Genomic DNA, 15590 nt, shown 5'->3' with positions numbered 1-15590 from the left:
GTGCAGTTCATTTTAGTATGAATTATAGAGGTGCTTTTTCCTATATTCAGGGTTATTTCAGACGAAATAAGTGTTAGTTAGTGTTCGATCTATATATAATTGGATACTTTTTGCACGATGTATTGTATCGTTGATTTCATTTTTTCATCATCTACATGGCCTCTATGTTCATGGTGAATGACTTGATGTTTTTTTAACATGTAATAATCAAAGAGTGCTTGATATAAAGTCATATTGTTTTGAATTAAGATTGTAGGTTCAAAGAACTTCCGTAGTAGTACATCGTCTTGGATTAGAATGAGTGCTGGATTTATAGCGTTGAACACTTCTTTTTCTATATGCTCTTCATAGAATTTTTTTAATTGATTATTTCGTTCGTTTTGAGCTTGTATGATTTGTTCATATAGTACTGGAGCATTATGTTTTAAATCTGATAGAAAGGCATCAGATATGTAAAAAGAAATGAGTAATGATTGTTCAAATGTTTTTTGAAATCGCTCTCCAAACGGAACTGTTTCTTCAAAAATTGTTTGATCAATACTAGTAATATATTCGGCATATATTTTGACGATATATTGGATAATCTCTTCTTTTGATGAGAAATATTTGTACATAGTTGCTTTACTAATATCCATATAACGAGCAATATCATCTGTTCGTAAAGGGCTTATTCCTTGTTTTTTTACGATCGGTAATAATTTGAAAATGAGCTTTTTTCTCATTTCTACTTGATTATCAATATTTTTATTTAACATAACAACCCTCCTTGCAATTCATTTATTATAAATAAATTTATGAATTTATACAAATTAAACTAATTGAACTAAAAAAGTAAAAATAGTTTACTCATTTTCTATTGTATGTTATTCTCTTTTTACATTACCTTTTCGAAAGAAGGCGAACTTATGAAAAAGAAGAAATTAGGTTCACAAGGATTAGAAGTATCGGAAATGGGATTAGGTTGTATGGGAATGTCTGAATTTTATGGTCAGACAGATGAGATAGAAGCGACCAAAACAATTCATCGCGCTCTCGAGCTTGGAATCACAATGTTCGATACGGCTGATATTTATGGATATGATGAAGAGGGAATGGGAACAAATGAAAAACTAGTAGGGAAAGCATTAAGGGGATTTCGGCATGATGTGAAAATTGCAACGAAGTTTGGAGCACTGCGAAATGCAACAAAAGCGTTAGGATACAACGGTTCGCCTCAATATGTGAAGGAAGCATGTGAAGCAAGTTTAAGAAGATTAGGGACCGATTACATCGACTTATATTATTTACATCGCGTTGATCCCAATACACCAATTGAAGAAACTGTAGGTGCGATGGCAAAGTTAGTGCAAGAAGGAAAAGTACGTTATATCGGACTATCTGAAGTAACAGGTGAGCAATTAAAAACAGCTCATGCAATTCATCCAATTTCAGCTGTTCAAACTGAATATTCTCTTTGGTCTCGCGATCCAGAGAAAGATATTTTACATGGTTGTCGTGAATTAGGCGTTGGATTTGTTCCATATAGTCCACTTGGCCGCGGATTTTTAACGGGGAATTTAACAAGCCGTGATCAATTAACACCTGATGATTGGAGATACTATAATCCACGCTTTTCAGAAGATGCATTTGCTTCTAATATGAAAATTGTTGAAGGAATTAAACAGCTTGCATTAGAGAAAGAATGTACGCCTGCACAATTAGCGCTTGCTTGGGTCGTTGCACAAGGTGAAGGAATCGTACCAATTCCAGGTACAAAGCGAGTGAAGTATTTGGAGCAAAACGTAGCGGCTCTTGAAATAACTTTAACAAAAGAAGAACTAGCATACTTAAATACGATTGCACCTATTGGTGATACGTTTGGTAATCGATATTAAGATTGGTAATCTATAATAATTAATTGAAAAGGAAAAGGATGGGATGATGTGTATACAGAAAGCAATCATTTGATCAATAAATCATTTGCTAGAACGTTAGTAAAATCATTACGGGGAGAACGTGGGCATATTCTGATTAAAAATGCAATTGCAGATATTGATTGGAAACTATCAGGAAAACAAGTAGAAAACATTCCGTATTCCATCTACCAACTAGTGATGCATATGAAGTATTGGCAAGAATTCCTCTTACGTGGTTTACATGGAGAAAAACCACAACTTCCAGCGCACGTGAAGGAGAGTTGGCCAGTTGAAAATATGGCGAAAAATCAAGAAGAATGGGCGGAGATTATAAGACAATTTCTAGCGGGAATCGATACTGCTTGTACAATTGCTCAAACTACAAAACTTGATGAGCCTTTAGGGCAGTATCCAGATGTAACGCGGGCGGATACGTTACGTAATATTGCTTCGCATAATAGTTATCATTTGGGGGAAATTGTATTGCTGCGTCGTTTATTTGAGGCGTGGCCTCCACCTAGTGGCGGTTATCCAATTTAAGAAAACAAAAGAATATAGCTCTTCTCACTAAGTCATAGTGAAAGAAAATGGATTCTGATGATTTGTTGGTATGGAACAAAAATAACAGGCTTCTTTATATTGAAAGATGCCTGTTATTTTTTATGATTATTTTCCCTAATAGTAATCGACCATCTCAAAGTTATGCAAAAAAAAGAAGATAGGTGAGGAAGTCCGTAAAAGTTCGATTGATCAGATTTCATGAATAGTGGAGTGAAAAACCCCCCACTATTCAAAGTTTTGCTTTACCCCAGAACAATAAGTTCTCTATTAGCGTGTGTAATCACTTCATAACCAGTTTTCGTAATGACAATATCATCTTCAATTCTACAACCACCCCAATTCGGGATATAAATACCTGGTTCTACGGTAACAACCATTCCTTCTAGCAGTGTGTCTGTACTATCTTTTGATAATCTAAGAGGTTCATGAAGTTCTAATCCAACGCCATGGCCTGTTGAATGACCGAAGTATTCACCGTAGCCATGTTCAGTAATGTAATTTCTTGTAACATCATCAATCTTTTTTGCGGATTCACCTGGGCGAATTGCTTCAGTACCGCGTTTTAAAGCTTCAAGTACAATGTTGTAAATTTTTACAAATTCTTCAGAACAACTCCCAATTGCAACAGTCCGTGTTAAATCAGAACAATATCCGTTATAAAGTGCACCAAAATCTAATGTAACAATATCCCCATCTTCAATGATTTTACTTGTAGCTACCCCATGCGGGAGAGAAGAGCGAGTACCGGAAGCTACGATAATGTCAAATGATGAAGAGGAAGCACCTTGCTTTCGTATGAAAAATTCTAATTCATCTCTTATATCCCATTCAGATACACCGGGTTTTAGGAAAGTTGTAATATGTTGAAAGGCATTATCCGCGATGCGAGCTGCAATTTTAATCATTTCAATTTCGGACTCTTCCTTCACGGTACGAATTGTTTCTATTATTTCATTTACATGAACAAGTTCGATATTTATATAATTTTTTAACGCTGTATATTGTTTCAGCGTCATATTATTTTCTTCTACACCTAATTTGTTTATTTGTAATCTGTCTATTTGCGCTGCAATTTCTTGTTCTATATTGCCTTTATGCATAATGATTTCTGCTTCGTGTACTTGTGCTTTCGCTTGATCTGTATAACGGAAATCTGTAATAAATACTGCATTTGTAGGAGAGATTAAGACAACTCCAGCAGTACCTGTAAATCCAGTTGCATATCGGCGATTTTCTTTTTTTGTAATCAGTAATCCGTCTATTTCGTATCGATGTAGCTGTTCTTGTATTTTCTTGATTCTTGAAACCATTTTAATTCCTCCCTTTCATCTCCTTATATAAAGCAATAAAGGTGCCAATATTTTTTATTCCGCTATTTGCGGGCGGTAAGAGCCGCACCTTAAGATGTAGAGGGAAGCTTTTTTTATTGATGTCAAATAATATAGACACACAAGACTATTTTGTGTCTATATTATTTGACATTAAAAATGATTGTGTAAATTTTTTTAAACAGTTTTAGAGTATTATAAATGTTCAATGGAATATTAAAATTCACTAGTGTGTTTCGTGAGCGGTTGCTTATTTTTTATTGGAAAATTACTTTTTTTGAAAGGTATAGCGGGAAAAGATAACGTATTTTATGAAGAAGTAAATAGTGAAAAATGAACGAAAAAGAGATGATTACGGTTCGTTACATACCATAATCATCTCTTCGTATTTTAAACCTTTAATTTCATCACAGTATCTGCATCTGGTGTAACATATACTGTTTGTTGATTATCATATGTAACAAATCCAAGCTTCGCTCCACTCGGCTTTTTCACATGACGAATTTTTGTATAATCGACTGGAACAGAGCTAGATTCTTTTGCTTTACTAAAGTAAGCAGCCAGCTTTGCCGCTTCAACTAATGTTTCATCGCTTGGCTCTAATGAACGGATGACTACGTGTGAGCCTGGAATGTCTTTCGTATGAAGCCAAATTTCATCACGGCGTGCGAGTTTATTTGTTAAATAGTCGTTTTGTTTGTTATTTTTCCCGACTAAAATTTCAGTTCCATCACTTGCGATATATTTATCTAATACAGGTTTTGATGGTTTCTTTTTTGTGTTTTTCGCATTGCGATTACGCATATATCCTTCTTCAGCTAGTTCTTCACGAATTTCCTCAATATCTTTAGAAGAAGCAGCTTCCATTTGCTGTAGTAAGCTATCAAAGTATCGTATTTCTTCATTTGTTTTTTCGATTTGTTCTTCAACGATTGCTACAGAATTTTTTGCTTTTTGATATTTTTGGAAATAACGCTGTGCATTTTCTGATGGTGTGCGTAATGGATCTAGGGTAATCTTTACAGTTCCATTATTTTCATCATAGTAATTGATAACCTCAACTTCTTTGTCGCCTTTTTTCACTGCATACATATTGGCTGTAAGCAATTCGCCAAATAATTGATATTTATCTGCTTTACTTGCGTCTTCTAAAGTCTTTTGCAATTTAATTAATTTTTTTTCGTTTTTTGTTTTTTCATTTTGCATAAAACGTTCTAAATCATGGGCCTGTTGTTTCACTCGGTCGCGTTCTGCTTTACCGAAGAAGAACCGATCTAGTAATTCGCTTACAGATGAGAATGCTTTCTCTTCACCTTTTAAGTGTGAAAGTGGGAATAAATAAAAGAATTCTTTCCCATTAGCAACCATCATCGAAGGCGTATACTGATGCTGTAGCAACGGTTTTTGTAATGTGAAAAATGCTTCGGATAATGCAAGTTCATTGACCATACCAGCCTTTGCAACCACTTCTTTTGCAAATAATGGAGAGATCCCTGTAAAAGCTCCTACGAGTTGCTTATCCATATTTCCTACTAAAAAGTCGAGTGGTCGAATAAATTCTTCTTGCCTTTCAATTTGCAGTGGATTGATTTTCTGTTGCGTTGGCGGTGCAATATATTCAGCTCCAGCATATACAGTACGGTGCCGGTTTACCGCTAAGGAAACGTGTTTTAGGCTATCCAAAATTATATTTGTTTTGGAGTCTACTAAAATGATATTGCTATGACGCCCCATGATTTCAATGATTAATGTTTTTAATGATTCATCACCAATTTCATTACGGCTGCGAATCGTAATTTGAATAATCCGCTCCAAATCAATTTGTTCAATCTTCTCAACAAATCCACCTTCTAAATGTTTGCGAAGAAGCATGCAAAACATTGGCGGTAATGCAGGAGAATCATAATTTTGTGTTGTAAGATGCATACGCGCGTACGTTGGGTGCGCGGAAAGAAGTAGTTTTTGATTTTTTCCGTGTGCCCGAATATGTAACAAAATTTCATATTTTGACGGTTGATATATTTTTGAAATTCTTCCTGTTTGAAGAGAATTTGCAATCTCATGTGTGATCGCTCTTGTAAATAATCCATCGAATGCCACTTTGAACACTCCTTTCTCACTAAAAGTTAATTATAGCATTTTTTCGGACGAGGCTGAATAAGCTTTCATTAGAGCATGTCTGCAATCAGGAGGTAGATGGCGAGATGAATTGGTATGAACTGCGTGCACATGAAGTTGAAGAGCGAACGAATACAAATGTAAAAACAGGATTGACGGAGCAAGAGGTGGAAATTCGGCTGAAAAAAATTGGCCCAAACGAACTCCAAGAAGCAAAACGGCCTTCTGCACTTGTTGTGTTCTTAGCACAATTTAAAGATTTTATGGTACTTGTTTTGTTTGGTGCAACAATTATTTCTGCTTTTTTAGGAGAATATGTTGATGCAATTGCTATTGTTGCAATTGTCATTATCAATGGAATCCTTGGTTTCTTTCAAGAGAGAAAAGCAGAAAAATCGTTGGAAGCATTAAAAGAGCTTGCCGCCCCGCAAGTAATTGTACTTCGAAATGGAAAGTGGATGAAAATTCCTTCGAAAGGTCTTGTGCTTGGAGATATTATTAAATTTTCAAGCGGGGATCGTATCGGTGCTGATGTGCGTCTCATTGAAGCTTCGAGTCTATATATTGAAGAGTCAGCATTAACAGGAGAATCCGTGCCGGTACAAAAGAAAATTGATGTTCTGCATGGAGTGGATGTTTCAATTGGTGATCAAACAAATATGGCGTTCATGGGAACGATGATTACAAGGGGATCCGGCATTGGAGTTGTTATTGGAACAGGAATGAATACAGCAATGGGACAAATTGCAAACATGTTACAAAATGCGGAGCAAAATGAAACGCCGCTGCAGCGAAGACTTGAGCAGCTTGGAAAAATTTTAATTGTCGTTGCATTAATTTTAACGGCACTCGTTGTATTGGTTGGTGTTTATCAAGGGAATGAAATATATCATATGTTTTTAGCGGGTGTTTCGCTTGCTGTTGCAGCGATTCCTGAAGGATTGCCAGCCATTGTGACAGTAGCACTCTCACTTGGTGTTCAGCGTATGATTAAGAAAAAGGCAATTGTAAGAAAGCTGCCTGCGGTTGAAACATTAGGATGTGCATCAGTCATTTGTTCAGACAAAACAGGGACAATGACGCAAAATAAAATGATGGTCACACATGTATGGTCGAGTGGTGAGATGTGGAATATAACGGGGCAAGGCTATGAACCAAAAGGTGAATTTCTGAAAGGTGATAAGAAAATAAATCCGACAGCGGTTCGCTCTTTATATCAGCTTCTCACATTTGGATGCTTATGTAACAACGCAAATATTGTAAAAAAGAAAAAAACGTATGTATTAGACGGTGATCCGACAGAAGGTGCACTCGTCGCAGCAGCGATGAAGGCTGGTATTTCAAGAGAAGGGATAAAGGATCAATTTGAGGTCATTCACGAGTTTCCGTTTGATTCAACGCGGAAAATGATGAGTGTAATTGTTCGTGACAAAGCAGGTAAAAAATTTGTGATAACAAAGGGAGCACCCGATGTTTTATTAAAAATGAGTCAAACCATTTTATGGGGAAATAAACAGCAGCCATTCACAGAATTGTATAGAAACGAAGTGCAAACAGCGATTTATCATTTAGGAAGTCAGGCACTTCGTACAATTGCAGTTGCTTTTAAACCGTTAAAAACAACTGATCATATTCAAAGTGAACAAGAAGCAGAAAGAGATTTAATGTTTATTGGGCTGCAAGGAATGATTGATCCTCCAAGACCGGAAGTAAAGCGAGCGGTGCAAGAATGTAGAGATGCAGGCATCAAAACAATTATGATTACAGGAGACCATAAAGTAACAGCCATGGCTATTGCTGAACAGCTCGGGATTTTACCACCTGGTGGCCGCGTTGTGGAAGGGATTGAACTCGCAAACATGTCGGTTGAAGAATTGGAAGATATTGTAGACGAAACGTATGTCTTTGCACGTGTTTCTCCGGAACATAAATTGAAAATTGTGAAGGCTCTGCAAAATAAAGATCATATTGTAGCGATGACTGGTGATGGTGTGAACGATGCGCCTGCTATAAAAGCAGCTGATATTGGTGTGGCAATGGGGATTACTGGGACAGATGTTGCAAAAGAGGCATCATCTCTTGTGTTATTAGACGATAACTTCGCTACTATAAAAGCAGCAATTAAAGAAGGAAGAAATATTTACGAAAATATTCGGAAGTTTATTCGTTATTTATTAGCATCAAATGTTGGGGAAATTTTAGTAATGTTATTTGCAATGATATTAGCATTACCATTGCCGCTCGTACCAATTCAAATATTATGGGTGAATTTAGTAACAGATGGTTTACCGGCAATGGCTCTCGGACTTGATGCACCAGAAGGTGATGTTATGCGTAGGAAACCGCGCCACCCGAAAGAAGGGGTATTTGCGAGAGGACTTGCATGGAAAATTGTTAGCCGCGGTTTTTTAATCGGTGTTATGACGCTATTAGCATTCATTATTGCGCACAATCAAAATCCAAATGAATTAAGGTATGCGCAAACAGTTGCGTTTGCAACACTTGTTTTAGCTCAGCTTATTCATGTGTTTGATTGCCGCAGTGAGCATTCTGTATTTCACCGTAATCCATTTGGAAATATGTACTTAGTAGGAGCGGTGCTTATTTCGATTTTACTAATGTTAGTAGTGATTTATTATCCGCCATTGCAGCCAATTTTTAGTACTATGCCAATTCAAGCGAGAGATTGGCTCTTGATTGTTGGGCTTTCTTCTATTCCAACATTCTTATTAGTGGGATCTTTACTAACCGGAAAATCTGAAAAGAAGAAACCAATTGTATATAAAAGAGGTGTAAACTTGAAATAGTAAATGAGATAAAAGTATGATATAATTTCAAAAGGTAGTAGAGTAGAGTCTCTATTACCTTTTTCATTGAGTAAGATCATGGCTTGGATGTGATAAAATGATTTCGAGTATGACAGGGTTTGGACGCGCAAAAGTAGAAAATGATGCGTTTCAAATTACAGTAGAAATGAAGTCGGTCAATCATCGCTTTTTAGAGATGAATATTCGTCTTCCGAAGCAAATGATGGTGTTCGAGGATAAAATCCGCAAATTAATTGCAGAACAAGTTGGCCGCGGACGTATTGAAGTATCGATTATTGTTGAAGGGGAAGGGCTCGTTGAACGGAAATTACGAGTGGACTGGTCCCTTTTAGAGCAATATAAGCTCATTATGGAAGAAGCAAAGGATAAATTTCAATTACAGGATTCGATTACATTGCAGCAGCTTATTGCTATGCCAGAAGTGACAGCAATTGAAGAGGTTGAAAATGTAAATGAAACGTTTGAACATAGTTTGTATGAAGCGGTTCGCCGCGCAGCTAGTATGTTAAAAATGATGCGTGATGGTGAAGGAGAACGACTACATAAAGATTTGGAGCATCGTTTGCAAGAAATTCACACGTGCATGCATGCCATTGTTCCCTATGCGCCGTCAGTCATTCAAAAATATCGTGAGCGTTTGGAGAACCGTTTGAAAGAATTACATAATCAAGAATTAGAGGAACAACGATTACTTACAGAAATAGCGGTGTTTGCAGACCGCTGTGATATTCATGAAGAGTTAGTTCGTCTGCAAAGTCATTTAGAACAATTTCAAGAGGCGCTGCAAAGTATAGAACCGGTTGGAAGAAAGATGGACTTTATTGTACAAGAGATGCATCGTGAAATAAATACAATTGGTTCGAAAGCAAATGACTTAACAATTTCAAAATATGTTGTTGAAATGAAAAATAATCTTGAAAAAATTCGTGAACAAGTACAAAATATTGAGTAGTTGTCAATTGTATACGAAGTTATACGAGACGGAGAAATCGGATAGACTTACTAGGAGGCGCAAACTATGGCCATGCGGTTTTTAAATATTGGATATGGAAATATCGTATCTGCACATCGAATTATTTCCATTGTAAGTCCGGAATCAGCACCGATTAAAAGATTGGTACAGGAAGCTCGCGAACAAAATGTGCTGCTTGATGCTACTTATGGTCGAAAAACACGAGCAGTTATTGTTATGGATGATGGACATATTGTATTAAGTCCAATACAACCGGAGACGATTGCTCATCGATTAAATAATAAAGAAGATTTAAGTGACGAAGGGTAGGTTTAACATATATATGAGAAGTAGAAGAGGGTTGCTCATTGTTCTTTCAGGGCCTTCTGGTGTTGGAAAAGGAACAGTTCGAAAGGAATTGTTCAGTCAAGAAGATACAAATTTACAGTATTCTATTTCTGTAACAACGCGTAAACCGCGTGAAGGAGAAGTAGATGGTGTTGATTATTTCTTTAAAACGAGAGAAGAATTTGAAGAGATGATTCGTAACAATAAACTGCTTGAATGGGCGGAATTTGTTGGAAACTATTACGGAACACCAATCGATTATGTAGAACAAACATTGCAGCAAGGGAAAGATGTTTTCTTAGAAATCGAAGTGCAAGGTGCGATTCAAGTAAAGAAAGCTTTTCCAGAAGGCGTATTTATCTTTTTAGCTCCTCCAAGTTTATCGGAACTGAAAAACCGTATTGTTGGTCGCGGTACAGAAACAGAAGAAGTAATTCAAAATCGTTTAACAGTAGCAAAAGAAGAAATCGAAATGATGGATGCTTATGACTACGTAGTAGAAAATGATGAAGTGGAACTTGCTTGCGAACGTATTAAGGCAATTGTGATAGGTGAACATTGTCGCCGTGAGCGAGTAGCAAAATACTATAAAGAAATGACGGAGGAAATATAATATGTTAAACCCATCTATTGATTCATTGTTACAAAAAATTGATTCTAAATATACGCTAGTTACAGTAGCTGCAAAGCGTGCTCGTGAAATGCAAGAGCATAACGATTGTGGTGTTGAGCAACCAGTATCTCATAAGTGTGTAGGAAAAGCATTAGAAGAGATTAATGCACAATTATTAAACTACGAACCAAGTGAAGATAACAACCAAAAATAAAGCTTTCTTTTCGACAAATAGAGGCATAGATACTATACTTTTCTATGTAACAGTAACAACCTATTTACAAGTAGGTTGTTATTTTTTTACGATATAGGATGGAGGAGAGCGGCAGCTTTTATTCCGCTGCTTTTGGGCAGTAAGGCTCCCGCCTCAAGAGTGAGAGAGAATCGTTGTCCAGCTCTAGCGGCTAGAATCGCAGGTCGTTTCACCCCGTCGGACGAGGCAAAAAGCGCCTCTCTGCCTTGGGCGCGGGCGTCCTGCGATTCTGAGCGAGCCGCTTCCGCTTTTCTAAAGACGATAGGTGGGAAATAACTGCCCGTAAGAACCCGATTGGTGAAAGCTTTCCATCAGTGGGGGATGAAGAAAAAATCACACTGATGGAAGTTTCACTTTAATTGTATGTTTGTGATTATGAATGATTTGAAGTTCGAATAGGACTAAGTTTCATGAAAGAAAGAGGACGAGACCTATGCTAAAAGGGAAAAAAATACTTTTATGTGTTACAGGAGGCATTGCTGTTTTTAAAGCAGCTGCGCTAACAAGTAAATTAACACAGGCAGGTGCGCTTGTGAAAGTAATAATGAGTGAATCGGCAATGAAGTTTGTTACACCGCTTACATTTCAAGCGCTTTCTCGCCATGATGTATATACAGATACATTTGATGAAAAAGATTCAGCAGTCATTGCTCATATTGATTTAGCAGACTGGGCTGATGTTGTCCTTGTTGCACCAGCGACAGCAAACATTATTGGTAAATTCGCAAATGGTCTTGCAGATGATATGATTTCAACGACGCTTCTTGCAACAACAGCTCCAGTGTGGATTGCACCTGCGATGAATGTTCATATGTACGAAAATCCAGTTGTTCAAAAAAACATGCAAACATTAAAAAAATTAGGTTATACATTTATTGAGCCTGGAGAGGGCTTTTTAGCTTGTGGATATGTTGCGAAAGGTCGGTTAGAAGAACCAGAAAACATTGTAGCAATGTTAGAAGTACATTTTTCACAAGGAAAGCCACTTCAAGGAAAACGGATACTAGTGACAGCAGGACCAACGCGTGAGAAGATTGATCCAGTTCGTTTTATGACAAATTTCTCATCTGGAAAAATGGGCTATGCGCTTGCGGAAGTTGCGGCAAGTCTTGGAGCAGAGGTCATTCTTGTTTCTGGTCCAACGGCGTTAACGCCACCTGCGAATGTAACCACAATACAAGTACAATCAGCACAAGATATGCTAGAGGCAGTTTTACATCATTATTCTAGTATGGATGTTGTAATCAAAACAGCAGCCGTTGCAGATTATCGGCCGAAAATCGTTTATGATGAAAAAATGAAAAAGAAAAATGGCGATACGGTTATTGAACTTGAACGCACGATCGATATTCTTAAAACATTAGGTGAAAAAAAAGAGCACCAATTACTCATTGGTTTTGCAGCAGAAACAACAAACGTTGAAGAGTATGCAACGAAAAAATTACGTGAGAAAAATGCTGATATGATTGTTGCTAATGATGTAAAAGCAGAAGGTGCAGGATTTGGTACGGATACAAATATTGTGACAATGTATAAACGAAATGGCGCCATGGTTGAATTGCCGCTACTAGCAAAGCACGAAGTAGCGAGAGAGATTTTACTACAAGTTGAAACAATGTTGGAAGAGGATCATGCATGAAATTTGCAAGTGTAATTGTCGATGTTCCAGCAAGACAAACGGATAGGCCATTCGATTATATTATTCCTCAGCGTTGGGAAGATCTTGTTCAAACGGGTATGCGAGTTGTTGTTCCATTTGGGCCGCGAAAATTACAAGGATTTGTCATCGGGATAAAAGATACAGTAGATGTAGATGTAAATAAGTTGAAAACGTTGCATGAATTATTAGATGTAACACCTGTATTAAATGAGGAATTACTACAGCTTGGAAGTTGGCTTACAGAAGAAACACTTTGCTTCAAAATTTCAGCGTTCCAAGTTATGTTGCCAACAGCAATTAAAGCGACATATAAAAAACAGCTACGTCTTCATCGACCGGAAGACGTAGCGGCCAATATGAAATTGCTCTTTCAAGGAAAAGAAAGCATCGATTGGAATGTGCTAGATGAACAACCACAGTTGTACCGTGCAGTGCAAACAGAAATTGCGAAAGGGACTGTGGAAGTTGTTTATGAAGTAAAGGATAAGGCGCAAAAGAAAAAACAAAAAATGATTCAACCTGTTTTGCCTTACGAAGAATTAGAGGAAACGGCCTTTCATCTAAAGAGTAAAAAGCAGCAAGATGTATTGTATTATTTTATGGAACACTATCGGTCTGTACCGTTAAAAATAGTATTGGAAGAATTACAAATGACGGATGCTCCCATTAAATCTCTTGTGAAAAAAGGTTTGTTAGCTGAAAAATATGTGGAAGTGTATCGAAATCCGTATGATGATGATGCTTTTGAGCGCACAAAACCATTGCCGCTTACAGAAGAGCAACAACAAGTCATTACACCGATTTTAACTTCTATTACAAAAGAAAAGCATGAGACGTTTTTACTGTACGGTGTAACAGGGAGCGGAAAAACAGAAGTTTATTTACAGTCAATTGAAGAAGTGCTTAGAAAAGGAAAAGAAGCCATTGTACTTGTACCTGAAATTTCATTAACCCCGCAAATGGTGGATCGTTTTAAAGGACGTTTTGGCTCGCAAGTTGCAGTTCTTCATAGCGCATTATCTGTTGGGGAAAAATATGATGAATGGCGTAAAATCTTGCGGAAAGAAGTCAAAGTAGTTGTAGGGGCGCGTTCAGCAATTTTTGCACCATTTGAGAATTTAGGAATTATTATTATTGATGAAGAACATGAATCGAGTTACAAACAAGAGGACAATCCACGCTACCACGCACGTACTGTTGCAATTCGGCGGGGAGAATATCACAATTGTCCCGTCGTATTAGGAAGTGCTACACCTACACTAGAATCGTTTGCTCGCGCAAAAAAAGGTGTATATGAGCTCCTTACAATGACAAAGCGTATGAATGAAAGAGATTTGCCGGCAGTTGAGATTATTGATATGAGAGAAGAACTTCGTGTCGGGAATCGTTCTATGTTTTCTCAGCTTCTTCATGAGAAAATGGCGGATCGGTTAGAGAAAAAGGAACAAATGGTACTCTTTTTAAATAGAAGGGGCCATTCAACATTTGTCATGTGTCGTGATTGTGGCTATGTAGTACAATGCCCACACTGTGATATTTCACTTACATATCACAGGATGAATAATCGCTTGAAATGTCATTATTGTAGTTATGAGGAAAATTTACCAAATGCTTGTCCTGCTTGTAATAGTTCCTATATCCGCTTCTTTGGAACAGGAACACAAAAGGTTGAAGAAGAAATTACAAAATTGTTCCCTGAGGCACGTGTCATTCGTATGGATGTTGATACGACAAGTCGTAAAGGGATGCATGAAAAGCTCCTGAAATCATTTGGTGCAGGAGAGGCAGATATTTTACTTGGAACACAAATGATTGCCAAAGGTCTTGATTTTCCAAATATAACACTTGTAGGTGTATTAACAGCAGATACGATGCTACATTTGCCGGATTTCAGGGCGAGTGAAAAAACATATCAGCTTTTAACGCAAGTGAGCGGTCGGGCTGGACGTCATGAACTTCCAGGTGAAGTCGTTATTCAAACGTATACACCCGAACATTATAGTGTAGAATTAGCGAAACAGCAGCAGTATGATACGTTCTTTGAACGCGAGATGTATATGAGGAAAATTCGGCAATATCCACCATATTATTATGTGGCACTAGTTACAGTATCCCATCCAGAATTATTAAAAGCGGTGCAGGTAACAGAGAAAATTGTTGGTTTCTTACGACAACATTGTGCCCAGCAAACGATGATTTTAGGTCCGGTTGCTTCAGCAATTCCTCGTATAAAAGATAGATATCGCTATCAATGCATGATAAAATACAAACGGGAACCAAACTTAAAGTACGTGCTCAAAATGGTAAATGAACATTATCAGGCAGAAATGCAGAAAGATTTGCAAATCTCAATTGATTTTAATCCAACCATGTTAATGTAGCAGTCAAATTCAGAGGCAAATGGATAAAATAAAGTGAAACTTATACAAGTGGAAGGCTTTATTTCACTACTTTTGGAAAGATCTCACCAACTGAACTCTTATCGCCTTCGATTAGCAGGATAAGAATATGCACCTTTATTTGAATCTCATTGTATGTTGAGAGGGAGAGAAGTATGGCAACGTTAGAAATTGTAAAACATCCAAATGAAGTATTAGAAACGCCGTGTGAACGTGTTATAAACTTTGATAAAAAGTTAGTGAAACTGTTAAAAGACATGCACGAAACAATGTTGATCGCAGATGGTGTTGGTTTAGCAGCACCGCAAGTTGGTGTAAGTTTGCAGGTTGCTGTTGTAGACATTGATGATGATAACGGGAAAATTGAGTTGATTAATCCTGTTATTTTGGAACAACGTGGTGAACAAGTAGGTCCCGAAGGTTGCTTAAGTTTTCCGGGGCTTTTTGGTGATGTAACACGTGCCGAGTATATTAAAGTACGTGCTCAAAATCGCCGTGGAAAAGTATTTTTACTAGAAGCAGACGGATTTTTAGCTCGTGCAATTCAACATGAAATCGATCATTTACACGGTGTATTATTTACATCTAAAGTAACGCGATATTATGAAGAAAACGAATTAGAAGAGATGTAAAAG

The 15590-nt window shown here is 37.3% G+C and carries 13 protein-coding genes; 10 read left to right on the top strand and 3 right to left on the bottom strand.

The window, feature by feature from the left end:
• Window positions 1-89 precede the first annotated feature (89 nt).
• Complete coding sequence (locus AB1284_RS14570; protein WP_429754164.1) at window positions 90-755, bottom strand: TetR/AcrR family transcriptional regulator; 666 nt, start codon at window positions 753-755, stop codon at window positions 90-92.
• A gap of 150 nt (window positions 756-905) precedes the next feature.
• Between AB1284_RS14570 and AB1284_RS14565 the strand changes: the two genes are divergently transcribed.
• A complete protein-coding gene (locus tag AB1284_RS14565; RefSeq protein WP_429754165.1) occupies window positions 906-1874 on the top strand; it encodes an aldo/keto reductase in 969 nt (322 codons plus the stop codon).
• A gap of 48 nt (window positions 1875-1922) precedes the next feature.
• The gene (locus tag AB1284_RS14560) at window positions 1923-2435 is read left to right on the top strand and encodes a DinB family protein (protein ID WP_429754166.1); all 513 of its coding nucleotides are present in this window, start codon (window positions 1923-1925) and stop codon (window positions 2433-2435) included.
• Between the two features lie 263 nt (window positions 2436-2698).
• Here AB1284_RS14560 and AB1284_RS14555 read toward each other — a convergent pair whose 3' ends face one another.
• Window positions 2699-3766 (bottom strand): M24 family metallopeptidase, encoded by a 1068-nt coding sequence (locus AB1284_RS14555; protein ID WP_429754167.1) that lies wholly within the window; start codon window positions 3764-3766, stop codon window positions 2699-2701.
• Window positions 3767-4174: 408 nt separating this feature from the next.
• Complete coding sequence (locus tag AB1284_RS14550) at window positions 4175-5884, bottom strand: Rqc2 family fibronectin-binding protein (protein ID WP_429754168.1); 1710 nt, start codon at window positions 5882-5884, stop codon at window positions 4175-4177.
• Between the two features lie 104 nt (window positions 5885-5988).
• Here AB1284_RS14550 and AB1284_RS14545 point away from each other — a divergent pair, with 104 nt between their 5' ends.
• The 8 genes from AB1284_RS14545 to def all read left to right on the top strand — a co-directional run bounded on the left by AB1284_RS14545 (window position 5989) and on the right by def (window position 15587).
• A complete protein-coding gene (locus AB1284_RS14545) occupies window positions 5989-8709 on the top strand; it encodes a calcium-translocating P-type ATPase, SERCA-type (RefSeq protein WP_429754169.1) in 2721 nt (906 codons plus the stop codon).
• A 97-nt stretch (window positions 8710-8806) separates the two neighbouring features.
• The gene (locus AB1284_RS14540; RefSeq protein WP_429754170.1) at window positions 8807-9682 is read left to right on the top strand and encodes a YicC/YloC family endoribonuclease; all 876 of its coding nucleotides are present in this window, start codon (window positions 8807-8809) and stop codon (window positions 9680-9682) included.
• 66 nt (window positions 9683-9748) lie between these two features.
• Window positions 9749-10012, top strand: coding sequence for an extracellular matrix/biofilm regulator RemA (gene remA / locus AB1284_RS14535; protein ID WP_020059206.1), 264 nt, complete (start codon window positions 9749-9751; stop codon window positions 10010-10012).
• A 13-nt stretch (window positions 10013-10025) separates the two neighbouring features.
• Entirely contained in the window at window positions 10026-10643 is a 618-nt protein-coding gene (gene gmk / locus AB1284_RS14530) for a guanylate kinase (RefSeq protein WP_377883924.1), read from the top strand.
• A 1-nt stretch (window position 10644) separates the two neighbouring features.
• Window positions 10645-10857 carry a DNA-directed RNA polymerase subunit omega gene (rpoZ, locus tag AB1284_RS14525; protein WP_429754171.1) on the top strand — a complete coding sequence of 71 codons (213 nt, stop codon included), beginning with the start codon at window positions 10645-10647 and terminating at the stop codon, window positions 10855-10857.
• Between the two features lie 472 nt (window positions 10858-11329).
• A complete protein-coding gene (gene coaBC, locus AB1284_RS14520) occupies window positions 11330-12535 on the top strand; it encodes a bifunctional phosphopantothenoylcysteine decarboxylase/phosphopantothenate--cysteine ligase CoaBC (RefSeq protein WP_429754172.1) in 1206 nt (401 codons plus the stop codon).
• The gene (priA, locus tag AB1284_RS14515; RefSeq protein ID WP_429754173.1) at window positions 12532-14937 is read left to right on the top strand and encodes a primosomal protein N'; all 2406 of its coding nucleotides are present in this window, start codon (window positions 12532-12534) and stop codon (window positions 14935-14937) included. The genes coaBC and priA overlap by 4 nt, the downstream gene beginning before the upstream one ends.
• A gap of 173 nt (window positions 14938-15110) precedes the next feature.
• The gene (def, locus tag AB1284_RS14510) at window positions 15111-15587 is read left to right on the top strand and encodes a peptide deformylase (protein WP_090912690.1); all 477 of its coding nucleotides are present in this window, start codon (window positions 15111-15113) and stop codon (window positions 15585-15587) included.
• The last annotated feature ends 3 nt before the right edge of the window (window positions 15588-15590 follow it).

Source organism: Bacillus sp. S2(2024), from assembly GCF_050474045.1.
Taxonomy (GTDB): Bacteria; Bacillota; Bacilli; order Bacillales; family Bacillaceae_G; genus Bacillus_A; species Bacillus_A yunxiaonensis.
The sequence above is the reverse complement of the archived record's forward strand: the minus strand, read 5'-3'. Positions and strand labels throughout refer to the sequence as shown.

Coding starts and splice junctions, on each gene's coding strand:
- AB1284_RS14570 (WP_429754164.1), bottom strand. CDS start 755: ATGTTAAATAAAAATATTGATAATCAAGTAGAAATGAGAAAAAAGCTC.
- AB1284_RS14565 (WP_429754165.1), top strand. CDS start 906: ATGAAAAAGAAGAAATTAGGTTCACAAGGATTAGAAGTATCGGAAATG.
- AB1284_RS14555 (WP_429754167.1), bottom strand. CDS start 3,766: ATGGTTTCAAGAATCAAGAAAATACAAGAACAGCTACATCGATACGAA.
- AB1284_RS14545 (WP_429754169.1), top strand. CDS start 5,989: ATGAATTGGTATGAACTGCGTGCACATGAAGTTGAAGAGCGAACGAAT.
- AB1284_RS14540 (WP_429754170.1), top strand. CDS start 8,807: ATGATTTCGAGTATGACAGGGTTTGGACGCGCAAAAGTAGAAAATGAT.
- remA (WP_020059206.1), top strand. CDS start 9,749: ATGGCCATGCGGTTTTTAAATATTGGATATGGAAATATCGTATCTGCA.
- gmk (WP_377883924.1), top strand. CDS start 10,026: ATGAGAAGTAGAAGAGGGTTGCTCATTGTTCTTTCAGGGCCTTCTGGT.
- rpoZ (WP_429754171.1), top strand. CDS start 10,645: ATGTTAAACCCATCTATTGATTCATTGTTACAAAAAATTGATTCTAAA.
- coaBC (WP_429754172.1), top strand. CDS start 11,330: ATGCTAAAAGGGAAAAAAATACTTTTATGTGTTACAGGAGGCATTGCT.
- priA (WP_429754173.1), top strand. CDS start 12,532: ATGAAATTTGCAAGTGTAATTGTCGATGTTCCAGCAAGACAAACGGAT.
- def (WP_090912690.1), top strand. CDS start 15,111: ATGGCAACGTTAGAAATTGTAAAACATCCAAATGAAGTATTAGAAACG.